The sequence below is a fragment of the Pseudomonas sp. PAMC 26793 genome, from assembly GCF_000313235.1.
Lineage (GTDB): Bacteria > Pseudomonadota > Gammaproteobacteria > Pseudomonadales > Pseudomonadaceae > Aquipseudomonas > Aquipseudomonas yamanorum.
Genome location: NZ_AMXG01000012.1, coordinates 129647 through 142889, shown reverse-complemented (window position 1 = coordinate 142889; position 13243 = coordinate 129647). Strand labels below are relative to the sequence as shown.

The following is a 13243-nucleotide window of genomic DNA, read 5'->3' as shown; positions in this document are numbered from 1 at the left end:
AGCAGTGCCTGCATACGCCTGGCTGTGATTAAATCGGGGCTTTTTGCGCCTACAGGAACATTTTGCTCATGAGTCCATCCGCCACCCACGTCTTGGTCATCGGCTACGTCTGGCCAGAACCCCGTTCTTCGGCGGCGGGTGGGCACATGATGCAGATCCTCGACAGCTTCCTGGCCCGAGGCTGGGCAGTGACCTTCGCCAGCCCCGCCGCTGCCGGCGAGCACAAGGCCGACCTGCCCACCCTCGGCATTCGCGAATGTGCGATTGAATTGAACAACAGCAGCTTCGATGACTTTATCCGGGAACTGTCCCCGGACATCGTGCTGTTCGACCGTTTCATGATGGAAGAACAGTTCGGCTGGCGCGTAGAGAAATGCTGCCCGAATGCCCTTCGCGTACTGGAAAGCTCGGACCTGCAAAGCCTGCGGGACGCCCGTCAACAGCGCCTCAAGGACTTCCTGAAGACGCAACCGGAGGCTGACGACTTCAGCCCTTTGTTCAGCCCGGACCTCGCCGCCGAATTCGCTTACATGGCCGACACCGACCTCGCCAAGCGGGAGATCGCCGCGATCTACCGCTGCGACATCAGCCTGATGATCTCCGATGTGGAGATCCGGTTGCTGACCAAACACTTCAAAGTGCCCGCCGCCCTGCTCCACTGGTGCCCGTTGATGGTCGACCCGCCAGCCGTTGACTTCGCCCCGTTTGAAGACCGAGCGCACTTTTTGAGTATCGGTAACTTCCGCCACGCGCCGAACTGGGATGCGGTGTTATGGATGAAAAACAGCGTTTGGCCGCGGATCCGCCAGCAACTGCCCGGCGCACAGTTGCATGTGTATGGCGCCTACACACCGCCCAAGGCCACGGCGCTGCATAACCCCGCGCAGGGTTTTCATGTGATGGACTGGGCCGAAGACGCTTTGCAGGTGATGACCGCCGCGCGCATTTGCCTGGCGCCTCTCCGCTTTGGTGCCGGTATCAAGGGCAAACTGGTGGACGCCATGCTCTGCGGCACGCCAAGTGTCACCACGCCGGTTGGCGCCGAAGCCATGGGCGAGCCCTGGCCCGGCGCGATTGAACAGAGCGCAAGCGCACTGGCTGACGCAGCAGTGGCACTGTATCAGGACCGCGAACGCTGGACTCGCGCCCAGGAAAATGGCCGCCCATTACTCGCCGGGCGCTATGCCCGGCAAGTCCACGGCCCGGCCTTGACCGACTGCCTGGAACACTGCCGCAACCACCTGGCCGAACACCGCCGCCACAACTTTACCGGCAGCATGTTGCGCCACCATCTGCACAAAAGTACCCAGTACATGTCCCAGTGGATCGAGGCAAAAAACCGTAACCTTTAACCGCTTGACCCTGGCGAGGTTGCGTACAAGGGGGCATTATCTTGAGTGCAATCACAATAAAGCGACGGCAGCATGACCCGAGCAACGCGAATCACCGACCCTTCCTACGAGTTGATGGACGATCACAACGGTCTGTCCATCATCTATCGCCAACATGGCTTCCCGTGCCCGTTGGTGCGCTGGCATTTTCACAAGGAATACGAGCTGCACCTGATCGTCGCCAGCTCCGGCAAGGTGTTCATCGGCGACTACATCGGCAACTTCTACCCGGAAAGCCTGTTCCTCACCGGCCCCAACCTGCCTCACAACTGGATCAGCCAAGTCGCCGAGGACGAAGTGGTGCCCAAGCGCGACATGCTGGTGAACTTCACCGATGAACTGCTGGAAAACGGCAGCCACATCTTCACCGAACTCAAGACCCTCGCACCGCTGCTGGAGCGCGCGCAGTACGGCATCGAATTTCGCTGCAAGAAGACCATCGCCCAGGCCATGACCCTGATGCAGCGCATCGAAGACGCCCAGGGCATGGCGCGCCTGGGGCACTTTTTCATCCTGATGGAGGTGCTCAGTGCCTGCGAGGATTACCAACTGCTCTCCGGCGTGACCACCCCGCAACTGGCGGACGAACACAGCATCGACCGCACCAACCGCGCGGTGGACTACATCTTTGCCCACTACGCGCGGGAGTTGTCCCTGGAAGAAGTGGCCGAATACCTCGGGATGAAGCCCACCTACTTCTCCCGCGTATTCAAACAAGCCACCGGTCGCACCTTCATCGAATTCGTTAATCGGCTGCGCATCAGCAAGTCCTGTGAACTGCTGGCCGATGGCGACAAGGCCGTGACCGATGTGTGTTTTGAGTCGGGTTTCAACAACATTTCCAACTTCAACCGCCGCTTCCAGCAGCTCAAGGGCATGACCCCGTCCCACTACCGGCGTTTGGCCGTGCAGCGCCTCACCGAGCAAAACCTCGCTTAATCATTCAACGCCCCCTGTAGGAGCGAGCTTGCTCGCGAAAGTATTCCAGGCGCATCGCTGCGGTGGATGTACCTTTTTCGCGAGCAAGCTCGCTCCTACAGTAACCGTGTCCGCAGTAAACCGTTTCAGCGCTTTTCAGATTCAGTGCAAAAAAGTATCAGTAAAAGTGCTCCCAAGGATTTGTCAGCACGCCAATTGAAGGCTGTAATCAACGCACACTCTTCCAGCTGTCGTGGAAGACACAACAACAATAACTGTCCTTCTGTAGCCCCTGGGCGCAGAAATGGAGTGCGCGATGAAGTTCACAGCTAAAGCTCTGCTTGCCTGTACCTGCATGACCCTCAGCGCCGTCAGTCTTGGCGCGCAAACCCTGACCATTGCCACCGTCAACAACAGCGACATGATTCGCATGCAAAAGCTCTCGAAAACCTTCGAGACCGAGCATCCGGAGATCAAGCTGAACTGGGTGGTACTCGAAGAAAACGTCCTGCGCCAACGCCTCACTACCGACATCGCCACCCAGGGCGGGCAGTTCGATGTGTTGACCATCGGCATGTACGAAGCTGCACTCTGGGGCGCCAAAGGCTGGCTGGAACCGATGAAGGACCTGCCTGCTTCCTACGACCTGGACGACGTTTTCCCGTCCGTGCGTGACGGCCTTTCCGTCAAGGGCTCGCTGTACGCCCTGCCGTTCTACGCCGAAAGCTCCATCACCTATTACCGCACCGACCTGTTCAAGGACGCCGGGCTGACCATGCCCGAGCGCCCCACCTGGACCCAGATCGGTGAATTCGCCGCGAAGCTCACCAACAGGGACAAGGAACAGTACGGCCTGTGCCTGCGGGGCAAAGCCGGTTGGGGCGAGAACATGGCGCTGATCACCACCCTGGCCAACGGCTACGGTGCACGCTGGTTCGATGAAAAGTGGCAGCCTGAATTCAACGGGCCTGAGTGGAAAGACGCGCTGAACTTCTACGTCGACAACATGAAGAAGTCCGGCCCGCCGGGCGCCTCCAGCAACGGTTTCAACGAAAACCTGGCGCTGTTCAACAGCGGCAAGTGCGCGATCTGGGTCGACGCCAGCGTCGCCGGCTCGTTCGTGACCGACAAGACCCAAAGCAAGGTGGCTGACCACGTCGGCTTCACCTTTGCCCCCCACGAAAAAACCGAGAAAGGGACTTCGTGGCTGTACTCCTGGTCCCTCGGGATTCCAACCAGTTCCAAAGCCAAGGACGCCGCCAAGGTCTTCACCACCTGGGCCACCTCCAAGGAATACAGCCAGTTGGTCGCCAAGACCGACGGGATTGCCAACGTACCGCCAGGTACCCGCAAGTCGACCTACAGCGACGAATACATGAAGGCCGCGCCGTTTGCCAAGGTGACGCTGGAATCGCTGAAAGTCGCCGACCCGAAAGACCCGTCGGCCAAGCCGGTGCCGTATGTGGGCATCCAGCTGGTGACCATTCCTGAATTCCAGGCGATTGGTACCCAGGTCGGCAAGTTCTTCTCCAGCGCACTGACCGGTGGTTCCACTGCCGAAAAAGCCCTGGCGGATGCACAGACCTTCACCGAACGCGAAATGAAGCGGGCTGGTTATCCCAAGTAAAGCGGGCACACCCCACTGAATGTGGGAACCCGCTTTATGTGGGAGCCGGGCTTGCCCGCGATGCAGACAACTCGGTCTGTCAGTTGCACCGAGGTGACTTCATCGCAGGCAAGCCAGCTCCCACATGGCCGCGCTTCGACTCTCGCTCTGCATGTACCTGACTGGTCCTGATCACCATGAATACCACCACTGCCCAAGTGCAAACCGCTTCGCCGGACAAGCCGCGTAAAAGCCGCTTGATCAACCCCGGCTGGTTCCTCGTCAGCCCCTCGGTGGCCTTGTTGCTGCTGTGGATGATCGTGCCGCTGGGCATGACCCTGTACTTCTCGCTGATTCGCTACAACCTGCTCTACCCCGGCGAAAACCAGTTCGTGGGGCTTGAGAACTTCACCTACTTCATCACCGACTCGGGCTTCTTGCCCGGCGCCACCAACACCCTGTTGCTGGTGGGCAGCGTCTTGCTGATCAGCGTGGTGTTTGGCGTACTGATCAGCGCCCTGCTGGAAGCCAGCGAGTTCTTCGGCCGCGGCCTGGTGCGGGTGTTGCTGATTTCGCCGTTCTTCATCATGCCCACCGTCGGTGCGCTGATCTGGAAGAACCTGATTTTCCATCCGGTGTCGGGGATCCTCGCCTACGTGTGGAAGCTGTTCGGCGCCCAGCCGGTGGACTGGCTGGCCCATTACCCGCTGCTGTCGATCATTATCATCGTGTCCTGGCAGTGGCTGCCCTTCGCGATCCTGCTGCTGATGACCGCCATGCAGTCCCTCGACCAGGAACAAAAGGAAGCCGCGCGGCTGGACGGTGCCGGCGCCATCGCGATTTTCTGGCACCTGACCCTGCCGCACCTGGCGCGCCCGATTGCCGTGGTGGTGATGATCGAAACCATCTTCCTGCTCTCGGTGTTCGCGGAAATCTTCACCACCACCAACGGCGGCCCCGGCTACGCCTCGACCAACCTCGCCTACCTGATCTACAACCAGGCGCTGGTGCAGTTCGATGTGGGCATGGCCTCGGCCGGCGGCTTGATTGCCGTGGTCATCGCCAATATCGCGGCGATCATCCTGGTGCGGATGATCGGCAAAAACCTGACTGACAAGCCTTGAGGGCCGCGCCATGACGCTTCAACAATCCCGCCGCCTGCAAAGCGTGCTGCTCGGCACCCTGGCCTGGGCCATCGCGATCCTGATTTTCTTCCCGATCTTCTGGATGGTGCTGACCAGCTTCAAGACCGAAATCGACGCGTTCGCCACGCCGCCGCAGTTCATCTTCACGCCGACGCTGGAGAACTACCTGCACATCAACGAGCGCAGCAACTACTTCAGCTACGCCTGGAACTCGGTGCTGATCTCCTTCAGCGCCACCGCGTTGTGCCTGCTGATCTCGGTACCGGCCGCCTACTCCATGGCCTTCTACGAGACCAAGCGCACCAAGGGCACGCTGCTGTGGATGCTCTCCACCAAGATGCTGCCGCCGGTGGGCGTGCTGATGCCGATCTACCTGCTGGCCAAGAGCTTCGGCCTGCTGGACACGCGCATTGCGCTGATCATCATCTACACCCTGATCAACCTGCCGATTGTGGTCTGGATGGTTTACACCTACTTCAAGGACATCCCCAAGGACATCCTCGAAGCCGCCCGCCTGGACGGCGCCACCCTGTGGCAGGAAATGGTCCGGGTGCTGCTGCCGATCGCCAAGGGCGGGCTGGCTTCCACGGTGTTGCTGTCGCTGATCCTGTGCTGGAACGAGGCGTTCTGGTCGCTGAACCTGACCTCGTCCAACGCTGCGCCGCTCACCGCGCTGATCGCCTCCTACTCCAGCCCCGAAGGCTTGTTCTGGGCCAAATTGTCTGCCGTGTCGACCCTGGCCTGTGCGCCGATCCTGATCTTTGGCTGGATCAGCCAGAAACAGCTGGTCCGCGGTTTGTCCTTCGGCGCCGTGAAGTAACGGCTCCTTTAAACATATTTAGAAGCGGAGGCCCATCATGGCCAACCTGAAAATCAAGAATCTGCAAAAAGGCTTCGAAGGTTTCTCCATCATCAAGGGCATCGACCTTGAAGTGAACGACAAGGAATTCGTGGTGTTCGTCGGCCCGTCGGGCTGCGGCAAATCCACCCTGCTGCGCTTGATTGCGGGCCTGGAAGAAGTCACCGAAGGCACCATCGAGCTGGATGGCCGCGACATCACTGAGGTCACTCCGGCCAAGCGCGACCTGGCGATGGTGTTCCAGACCTACGCCCTGTACCCGCACATGAGCGTGCGCAAAAACATGTCGTTTGCCCTGGACCTGGCCGGCGTCGACAAGAAGATTGTCGAGAGCAAGGTCAACGAAGCGGCGCGCATCCTGGAGCTGGGCCCTTTGCTTGAGCGCAAGCCCAAGCAGTTGTCCGGCGGCCAGCGTCAGCGTGTCGCCATCGGCCGCGCGATTGTGCGTAACCCGAAGATCTTCCTGTTCGATGAACCCCTGTCCAACCTCGATGCCGCCCTGCGGGTGCAGATGCGCCTGGAGCTGTCGCGCCTGCATAAAGAACTGCAAGCCACCATGATCTACGTGACCCACGACCAGGTCGAAGCCATGACCCTGGCCGACAAGGTGGTGGTACTCAACAGCGGCCGCGTGGAACAGGTGGGCTCGCCGCTGGAGCTGTATCACCAGCCGGCCAACCTGTTTGTCGCGGGCTTTTTGGGCACGCCGAAAATGGGCTTCCTCAAAGGCAAGGTCAGCCGCGTGGATGCCCAGAGCTGCGAAGTCGAGCTGGACGCCGGCGGCCGCATCAGCCTGCCCCTGAGCAGCGCCACCTTGAGCGTTGGCAGCGCGGTGACCTTGGGCATTCGTCCGGAACACCTGGAAATCGCCGCCCCTGGCCAGGCCACCCTGACCGTCACCGCCGACGTCGGCGAGCGCCTGGGCAGCGACACTTTCTGCCACGTCATCACCGCCAGCAAGGAGCCGTTGACCCTGCGGATCCGTGGCGACATGGCCAGCCAGTATGGCGAAACCCTGCAGCTGTACCTGGACCCGACCCAATGCCATCTGTTCGACGCTGACGGTGTTGCCGTGGCCCGTCCACTGCGCGCCGCCGCCTGATTTCGCGAGAATTTCCCGATGAAACTGAACAAGCAAAACCTCACGCAACTGGCGCCTGAAGTGCAACTGCCGGCCTATGCGATTGCGAATACCAGCCAGGGCATCGCGCACATCGGCGTCGGCGGCTTCCACCGCGCGCACCAGGCGTATTACACCGACGCCTTGATGAATACCGGCGTGGGCCTGGACTGGAGCATTTGCGGCGTGGGCCTGCGGGCTGAAGACCGCAAGGCCCGGGACGACCTGGCCGGCCAGGACTACCTGTTTACCCTGTATGAACTGGGGGACACCGACGACACCGAAGTGCGCGTCATCGGTTCCATCAGCGACATGCTGCTGGCCGAAGACGGTGCCCAGGCGCTGATCGACAAGCTGGCCAGCCCAGAGATTCGGATTGTCTCGCTGACCATCACCGAAGGCGGCTACTGCATCGACGACAGCAACGGCGAGTTCATGGCCCACCTGCCGCAGATCCAGCATGACCTGGCCAACCCGGGCTCGCCGAAAACCGTGTTCGGCTTTATCTGCGCGGCGTTGACCCAGCGCCGGGCAGACGGTGTTCCGGCGTTTACCGTGATGTCCTGCGATAACCTGCCCCACAACGGCGCCGTGACCCGCAAGGCGTTGCTGGCCTTTGCCGCGTTGCATGACGCTGAGCTGCATGAGTGGATCAAGGCCCACGTGAGTTTCCCGAATGCCATGGTCGACCGCATCACGCCGATGACCAGCACTGCGCACCGCCTGCAGCTGCATGACGAGCACGGCATTGACGACGCCTGGCCGGTGGTCTGCGAGCCGTTTGTGCAGTGGGTGCTGGAAGACAAGTTCGTCAATGGCCGCCCGGCATGGGAAACGGTGGGCGTGCAGTTCACCGATGACGTGACGCCGTATGAAGAAATGAAGATCGGCCTGCTCAACGGCAGCCACCTGGCGCTGACGTACCTGGGCTTCCTGAAGGGCTATCGCTTCGTCCACGAGACCATGAACGACCCATTGTTTGTGGCCTATATGCGCGCCTACATGGACCTGGACGTCACGCCCAACCTGGCACCGGTGCCGGGTATCGACCTGACCGAATACAAGCAGACCCTGGTTGACCGCTTCTCCAACCAGGCGATTGCCGACCAGCTGGAACGTGTGTGTTCCGATGGCTCGTCGAAGTTTCCCAAGTTCACCGTACCGACCATCAACCGCCTGATTGCCGACGGGCGCGAGACCGAGCGTGCCGCGCTGGTGGTGGCCGCGTGGGCGCTGTACTTGAAAGGCGTGGACGAGAATGGGGTGATCTACCGGATTCCGGACCCTCGCGCCGAGTTTTGCCAGGGGCTGGTGACCGAAGACGCGTTGATCAGCAAGCGGCTGCTGGGGGTGGAAGAGATTTTTGGTACGGCTATTCCCAACTCGCCTGCGTTTGTGGCAGCGTTTGAGCGGTGTTTCGAGAGCCTGCAGGATGTGGGTGTGAGCAAAACGCTGAAGCGGCTGCTCGCCAATCTCAACTGACGGAACCGAATCAAAAATGTGGGAGCGGGCTTGCTCGCGAAAGCGGTGGATCAGTCAATATTTGCGTTGACTGACACACCGTATTCGCGAGCAAGCCCGCTCCCACATTGACCGAGTTCTCCATAACAATAGGCTGAGCGACCTACCATGACCCAGCAAAACCTCTATCTCGGCATCGACTGCGGCACCCAGGGCACCAAGGCCATCGTGCTGGACGCCAGCAGCGGCAAAGTCCTGGGCCTGGGCGCCGCCAGCCACACGCTGATCAGCGGCGCCAATGGCCGCCGCGAACAGCACACCCAGGAGTGGCTGGACGCCTTTACCGAAGCCACTCACCGCGCCTTGCAACAGGCCGGCGTGGACGGCCAGGACATCCTCGCCATCGGCGTTTCCGGCCAGCAGCACGGCCTGGTATTGCTGGATGACCAAGGCCAGGTGCTGCGCCCGGCCAAGCTGTGGTGCGACACCGAAACCGCACCGGAAAACGATCGCCTGTTGCAACACCTGGGCGGTGAAAGCGGCTCCCTGGAACGCCTCGGCGTGGCCATCGCGCCGGGTTACACCGTGTCCAAACTGCTGTGGACCCGCGAACAGCACCCGCAGATTTTTGCCCGCATCGCGCATATCCTGCTGCCCCACGACTACCTCAACTACTGGCTCACCGGCCGCGCCTGCGCCGAATACGGCGATGCCTCCGGTACCGGTTATTTCAACGTGCGCACCCGTGAATGGGACCTGACACTGTTACGCCACATCGATCCCGACGGGCGCCTGAAAGCTGCGCTGCCCGAGTTGATCGAGGCCAACCAGCCAGTGGGCACCATCCTGCCCGCCATCGCCGAGCGCCTGGGCATCAACCCGAATGCGCAAGTCTCCAGCGGCGGCGGCGACAACATGATGGGCGCCATCGGCACCGGCAATATCGCCCCCGGCGTGATCACCATGAGCCTGGGCTCATCCGGCACTGTGTATGCCTTTGCCGATCAGGCCAACGTCAGCCCGCAGGCGTCGGTCGCGACCTTCTGTTCATCCAGCGGCGGCTGGCTGCCGCTGATCTGCACCATGAACCTGACCAACGCCACCGGGGTCATCCGCGAGCTGTTCGACCTGGATCTGGCAGCGTTCAACGGGTTGGTGGCAGAGGCACCGATTGGCGCCGACGGCGTGAGCATGCTGCCGTTCCTCAACGGCGAGCGGGTGCCCGCCCTGCCCCACGCCACCGGCAGCCTGCACGGTTTGACCATGACCAACCTGACCCGCGCCAACCTGTGCCGCGCCGTGGTCGAAGGCACCACCTTCGGCTTGCGCTACGGCCTGGACCTGTTGCGCCAGACCGGCCTGCAAAGCCAGAGCATCCGTCTGATCGGTGGCGGTTCGAAAAGTCCGGTGTGGCGGCAGATGGTCGCGGATATCATGAACACCGAAGTGGTCTGCACCGAACAAAGCGAAGCGGCGGCCCTGGGCGCGGCGATCCAGGCGGCGTGGTGCCAGTCCGGTGAGAGCCTGGCGCAGCTGTGCCAGCGTTGCGTGAGCGTCGACGCAGCCAGCCGCACGGTGCCGGATGCCGGCAGCGTCAGTGCCTACCAGCAGGCTTATGAGCGTTATCAACAGCACGTGGCATCCCTTTAAGAGCGAACGAATATGTATTTGGTATGTGGCGAAGCGCTGTTTGATTTTTTCAGCGAGGACGATGCCAGCGGCAAGGCATCCAGGGTCAATTACAAGGCGATTGCCGGCGGCTCGCCGTTCAACGTCGCAGTAGGTTTGCGTCGACTGGGAATCGATGCGGGCTTTTTTGCCGGCCTCTCCGACGACTACCTGGGCCGACGCCTGTTGCAGGTGCTCAAGGATGAAGGCGTGGGCGAGGAGTACCTCGTGGAGTTCGCCGCGCCGACCACGCTGGCAATGGTCGCCGTGGGTGCCAATGGCTCACCGCAATACAGCTTTCGCGGTGAAGGCTGCGCCGACCGCCAGTTGCAACTTGAGCATCTGCCCGCGTTGGGCGACGAAGTGCGTGGCGTACACATCGGCTCGTTCTCACTGGTGGTGCAGCCGATTGCCGACACGCTGCTGGCCCTGGTACGCCGGGAAAGTGGCAAGCGCCTGATCAGCCTCGACCCCAACGTACGCCTGAACCCCGAGCCGAACATCGAGCTGTGGCGCGCCCGCGTGGCCGAACTGGTCAAGCATGCCGACCTGATCAAGGTCAGTGACGAAGACCTGCACCTGCTCTACCCCGGCCAAACCCCGGAAAGTGTCCTGCAAGGCTGGTTGCAACACCGTTGCCAACTGGTGTTCCTGACCCGTGGCGGCGACGGCGCGACGGTGTTCAGCCGCCAGCACGGCAGCTGGTCGGCGCCAGCGGTCAAGGTGGTCATGGCGGACACGGTCGGGGCTGGTGATACGTTCCAGGCCGCGCTGATTGCCTGGCTGACCGAGCAGCAACTGGACTCGGTGGAGGGCCTGCAACAGCTGTCCCGCGAACAGATCAGCAGCATGCTCACCTTCGCTATCCGCGCGGCGGCACTCACCTGCAGCAAGACCGGGCCGGACCTGCCCTATCGTCGTCAGTTGGACTGACAAATACGCGGCAAAAATCAATATGCCACTATGTAAGCCACGTATTACGTGGCTTACAGCCCTGCTACGGGCGGGTTACGCTGGAGGGTTTCAGCGGTAACGCGGGGGGACGCGTGAGCGGGTAGATTCACGCCTCCCTGGGGCAAGTGACCCCTCGAGCAACGACGGCGCCCACCACCGCTCCTGCTATCGGTGCCAGCCAGAATAGCCACAGTTGCATCAGGTATTCCTCGCCGGCAAACAATGCCGGCCCGGTGCTACGTGCCGGGTTGACCGAGGTGTTGGTGACGGGGATGGCGACCAGGTGAATGAGGGTCAGTGCCAAGCCAATCGCGATCGGCGCGAACCCCGCCGCCAAACCCTGACCGGTGACGCGCATGATGATGAACACAAAAAAGAATGTCGCTACGGCTTCAACCACCACTGCCGCCAGCAGGCTGTATTGCCCCGGGCTCAACTGACCATAGCCGTTGGCGGCGAAAGCGCCTATTTCGAAGTCCGGGCGGCCGCTGGCAATCAGCGCCAGCACGGCGGCGGCGACAATCGCACCGGCAACCTGAGCAATGATGTAGGGCACCACATCTACCCCAGAGACCCGGCGTCCCACCCACAGGCCGATGGTCACCGCCGGGTTGAAGTGCGCACCGGAAATACCGCCCACCGCGTAGGCCATGGTCAGCACCGTCAAGCCAAAGGCCAGGGCTACACCGGCAAAACCGATCCCAATTTCCGGAAACGCCGCTGCCAGTATCGCGCTGCCGCAGCCACCGAAGGTCAGCCAGAACGTTCCCAGAAACTCTGCTGCGATTTTCTTTTGCACACTCAACTCCGCCCTTTTACATACGCCATCCGGTGGATGGATCCACGGGCGACGGTAGCAAGCACGAATACCCGGCCCGTATCGGACTATTCCGGATGATGTGAGTGATCTTGCGGACACGCTGAAGATGAAGCTTTTGTCAGTAAAGCCTCAATTAATCCATGGTTAATCCTCTCGGCCGAAAGTTGATTCGACCGCACTCGCACGGCTGCAGCCGTTGCCCAGGGCGGCCGCGGCTCATCACGTTGATGAGCCTGCGAACGACTTGCGGAGAAACACCATGAAACTGCGTACGTTAATGCTCGGTGCTGCACTGGCCCTGACGGCTGTAACGGGGATGGCGCAGGCTGACACAGCACCTGTCGTCACGCCTTATCACTACGGCGAGAAGATGGATGTGCAGAAGGTACTTGCCATGCACGAAACCGATACCAATGAATGCAAAGTGATCAAGGCCGATATCAAGTTTGTGGACAGCCAAGGGAAAGTCCAGGACGTGGGCTATCGCAAACTGTCAGACGCCTGCGACTGGCAGAATTGACCCAATGTACGATGTGATTACGGTAATGGCATAGGGCCTGGTATTGATCCAGGCCCGCTGGTCTTCGCTGAGTGAAACTCAGCCGTCCGTTTAATAGTAAGGACGCGCGCCGGCTCGTTTGAGGGCCGGGGCATGGGTGTGCTTGAGGTCTTCGCGCAACTCAGTAATCAAGTTGCAGATCGCCCGACTGCTGTCGAGTTTGTTGGCGCAAATGCCGGTGACCACCAGGTCGACCCGGTCATGGTCGATCTCATGATAGACCTTCACCGTCAGCGAGGCGTCTGACGCCTTGGTGACTTCACAGCGCTTAGGCAGAAAACTTCCTTCAATAATGCCGCGTAATTCCAGATCCGAAAGCATGGCCGACCTCTCCTTTTATGAGATTGCCAATCGATTGTTATCAATATTCGTAATTCATACTGCTGGCGAACGCGGTGACACGCTCGTCGTTTGCGCCTGACCAGCCTTGGCAGACGGCTTCACTTACCCAGCCTACTAGGCTCGCTTGAGATGCGTTGGATCCTTTCCTCATAAGCGACCACATTACTTATATAAGTTACGTGGCAGACCGCTATTACCCCATCCGTTCGGGGTATTAACCGCTGTGTTTATTGCTCATTCAGAGTTGTAACAGGATCTTATAAAGCATTAAACGTGCCGCCGGACGCACAGCTGCGCGCGCCATGAAAATCGGGGCTTTCGGAAAATAATACGCCCGCTGGTTCATGCGTCTTGCAACGAGCCTGCGTTGGCGTCATGCAAATTGAAAGACGGCTCGTTA

General features: G+C 60.7%; 12 protein-coding genes. 10 read left to right on the top strand and 2 right to left on the bottom strand.

The features are described 5' to 3' along the window. The first annotated feature begins 68 nt into the window (after positions 1-68). The 9 genes from D109_RS0102905 to D109_RS0102865 all read left to right on the top strand — a co-directional run bounded on the left by D109_RS0102905 (position 69) and on the right by D109_RS0102865 (position 11101). Positions 69-1352: a glycosyltransferase gene (locus tag D109_RS0102905; RefSeq protein WP_017475599.1), complete on the top strand. Its 1284-nt coding sequence runs from the start codon at positions 69-71 to the stop codon at positions 1350-1352. A gap of 72 nt (positions 1353-1424) precedes the next feature. Beyond that, positions 1425-2330 (top strand): AraC family transcriptional regulator, encoded by a 906-nt coding sequence (locus tag D109_RS0102900; RefSeq protein ID WP_017475598.1) that lies wholly within the window; start codon positions 1425-1427, stop codon positions 2328-2330. A 295-nt stretch (positions 2331-2625) separates the two neighbouring features. Further along, positions 2626-3936 (top strand): sugar ABC transporter substrate-binding protein, encoded by a 1311-nt coding sequence (locus tag D109_RS0102895; protein WP_017475597.1) that lies wholly within the window; start codon positions 2626-2628, stop codon positions 3934-3936. Positions 3937-4112: 176 nt separating this feature from the next. Further along, positions 4113-5039 (top strand): carbohydrate ABC transporter permease, encoded by a 927-nt coding sequence (locus D109_RS0102890; protein ID WP_017475596.1) that lies wholly within the window; start codon positions 4113-4115, stop codon positions 5037-5039. A gap of 10 nt (positions 5040-5049) precedes the next feature. Next, positions 5050-5880 (top strand): carbohydrate ABC transporter permease, encoded by an 831-nt coding sequence (locus tag D109_RS0102885; RefSeq protein WP_003215312.1) that lies wholly within the window; start codon positions 5050-5052, stop codon positions 5878-5880. Between the two features lie 37 nt (positions 5881-5917). Continuing rightward, entirely contained in the window at positions 5918-7021 is a 1104-nt protein-coding gene (locus D109_RS0102880; protein ID WP_017475595.1) for an ABC transporter ATP-binding protein, read from the top strand. An 18-nt stretch (positions 7022-7039) separates the two neighbouring features. Further along, complete coding sequence (locus D109_RS0102875; RefSeq protein ID WP_017475594.1) at positions 7040-8521, top strand: mannitol dehydrogenase family protein; 1482 nt, start codon at positions 7040-7042, stop codon at positions 8519-8521. Between the two features lie 147 nt (positions 8522-8668). Further along, entirely contained in the window at positions 8669-10150 is a 1482-nt protein-coding gene (gene xylB, locus D109_RS0102870) for a xylulokinase (RefSeq protein ID WP_017475593.1), read from the top strand. A 12-nt stretch (positions 10151-10162) separates the two neighbouring features. Further along, on the top strand, positions 10163-11101 hold the full coding sequence (locus tag D109_RS0102865) for a carbohydrate kinase (RefSeq protein WP_017475592.1): 939 nt from the start codon (positions 10163-10165) through the stop codon (positions 11099-11101). Between the two features lie 127 nt (positions 11102-11228). Here the strand turns inward: D109_RS0102865 and aqpZ are convergent, their stop codons facing one another. Continuing rightward, positions 11229-11921, bottom strand: coding sequence for an aquaporin Z (aqpZ, locus tag D109_RS0102860; protein ID WP_017475591.1), 693 nt, complete (start codon positions 11919-11921; stop codon positions 11229-11231). Positions 11922-12201: 280 nt separating this feature from the next. Between aqpZ and D109_RS0102855 the strand changes: the two genes are divergently transcribed. Further along, entirely contained in the window at positions 12202-12462 is a 261-nt protein-coding gene (locus D109_RS0102855; protein ID WP_026077746.1) for a DUF2790 domain-containing protein, read from the top strand. Between the two features lie 90 nt (positions 12463-12552). Here the strand turns inward: D109_RS0102855 and D109_RS0102850 are convergent, their stop codons facing one another. Next, entirely contained in the window at positions 12553-12822 is a 270-nt protein-coding gene (locus tag D109_RS0102850; RefSeq protein ID WP_017475589.1) for a DUF1652 domain-containing protein, read from the bottom strand. Positions 12823-13243 lie beyond the last annotated feature (421 nt).

What these genes read in the sequence shown, in the direction of transcription:
- D109_RS0102905 (WP_017475599.1), top strand. Translation starts at nt 69, where the DNA reads ATGAGTCCATCCGCCACCCACGTCTTGGTCATCGGCTACGTCTGGCCA.
- D109_RS0102900 (WP_017475598.1), top strand. Translation starts at nt 1,425, where the DNA reads ATGACCCGAGCAACGCGAATCACCGACCCTTCCTACGAGTTGATGGAC.
- D109_RS0102895 (WP_017475597.1), top strand. Translation starts at nt 2,626, where the DNA reads ATGAAGTTCACAGCTAAAGCTCTGCTTGCCTGTACCTGCATGACCCTC.
- D109_RS0102890 (WP_017475596.1), top strand. Translation starts at nt 4,113, where the DNA reads ATGAATACCACCACTGCCCAAGTGCAAACCGCTTCGCCGGACAAGCCG.
- D109_RS0102885 (WP_003215312.1), top strand. Translation starts at nt 5,050, where the DNA reads ATGACGCTTCAACAATCCCGCCGCCTGCAAAGCGTGCTGCTCGGCACC.
- D109_RS0102880 (WP_017475595.1), top strand. Translation starts at nt 5,918, where the DNA reads ATGGCCAACCTGAAAATCAAGAATCTGCAAAAAGGCTTCGAAGGTTTC.
- D109_RS0102875 (WP_017475594.1), top strand. Translation starts at nt 7,040, where the DNA reads ATGAAACTGAACAAGCAAAACCTCACGCAACTGGCGCCTGAAGTGCAA.
- xylB (WP_017475593.1), top strand. Translation starts at nt 8,669, where the DNA reads ATGACCCAGCAAAACCTCTATCTCGGCATCGACTGCGGCACCCAGGGC.
- D109_RS0102865 (WP_017475592.1), top strand. Translation starts at nt 10,163, where the DNA reads ATGTATTTGGTATGTGGCGAAGCGCTGTTTGATTTTTTCAGCGAGGAC.
- D109_RS0102855 (WP_026077746.1), top strand. Translation starts at nt 12,202, where the DNA reads ATGAAACTGCGTACGTTAATGCTCGGTGCTGCACTGGCCCTGACGGCT.
- D109_RS0102850 (WP_017475589.1), bottom strand. Translation starts at nt 12,822, where the DNA reads ATGCTTTCGGATCTGGAATTACGCGGCATTATTGAAGGAAGTTTTCTG.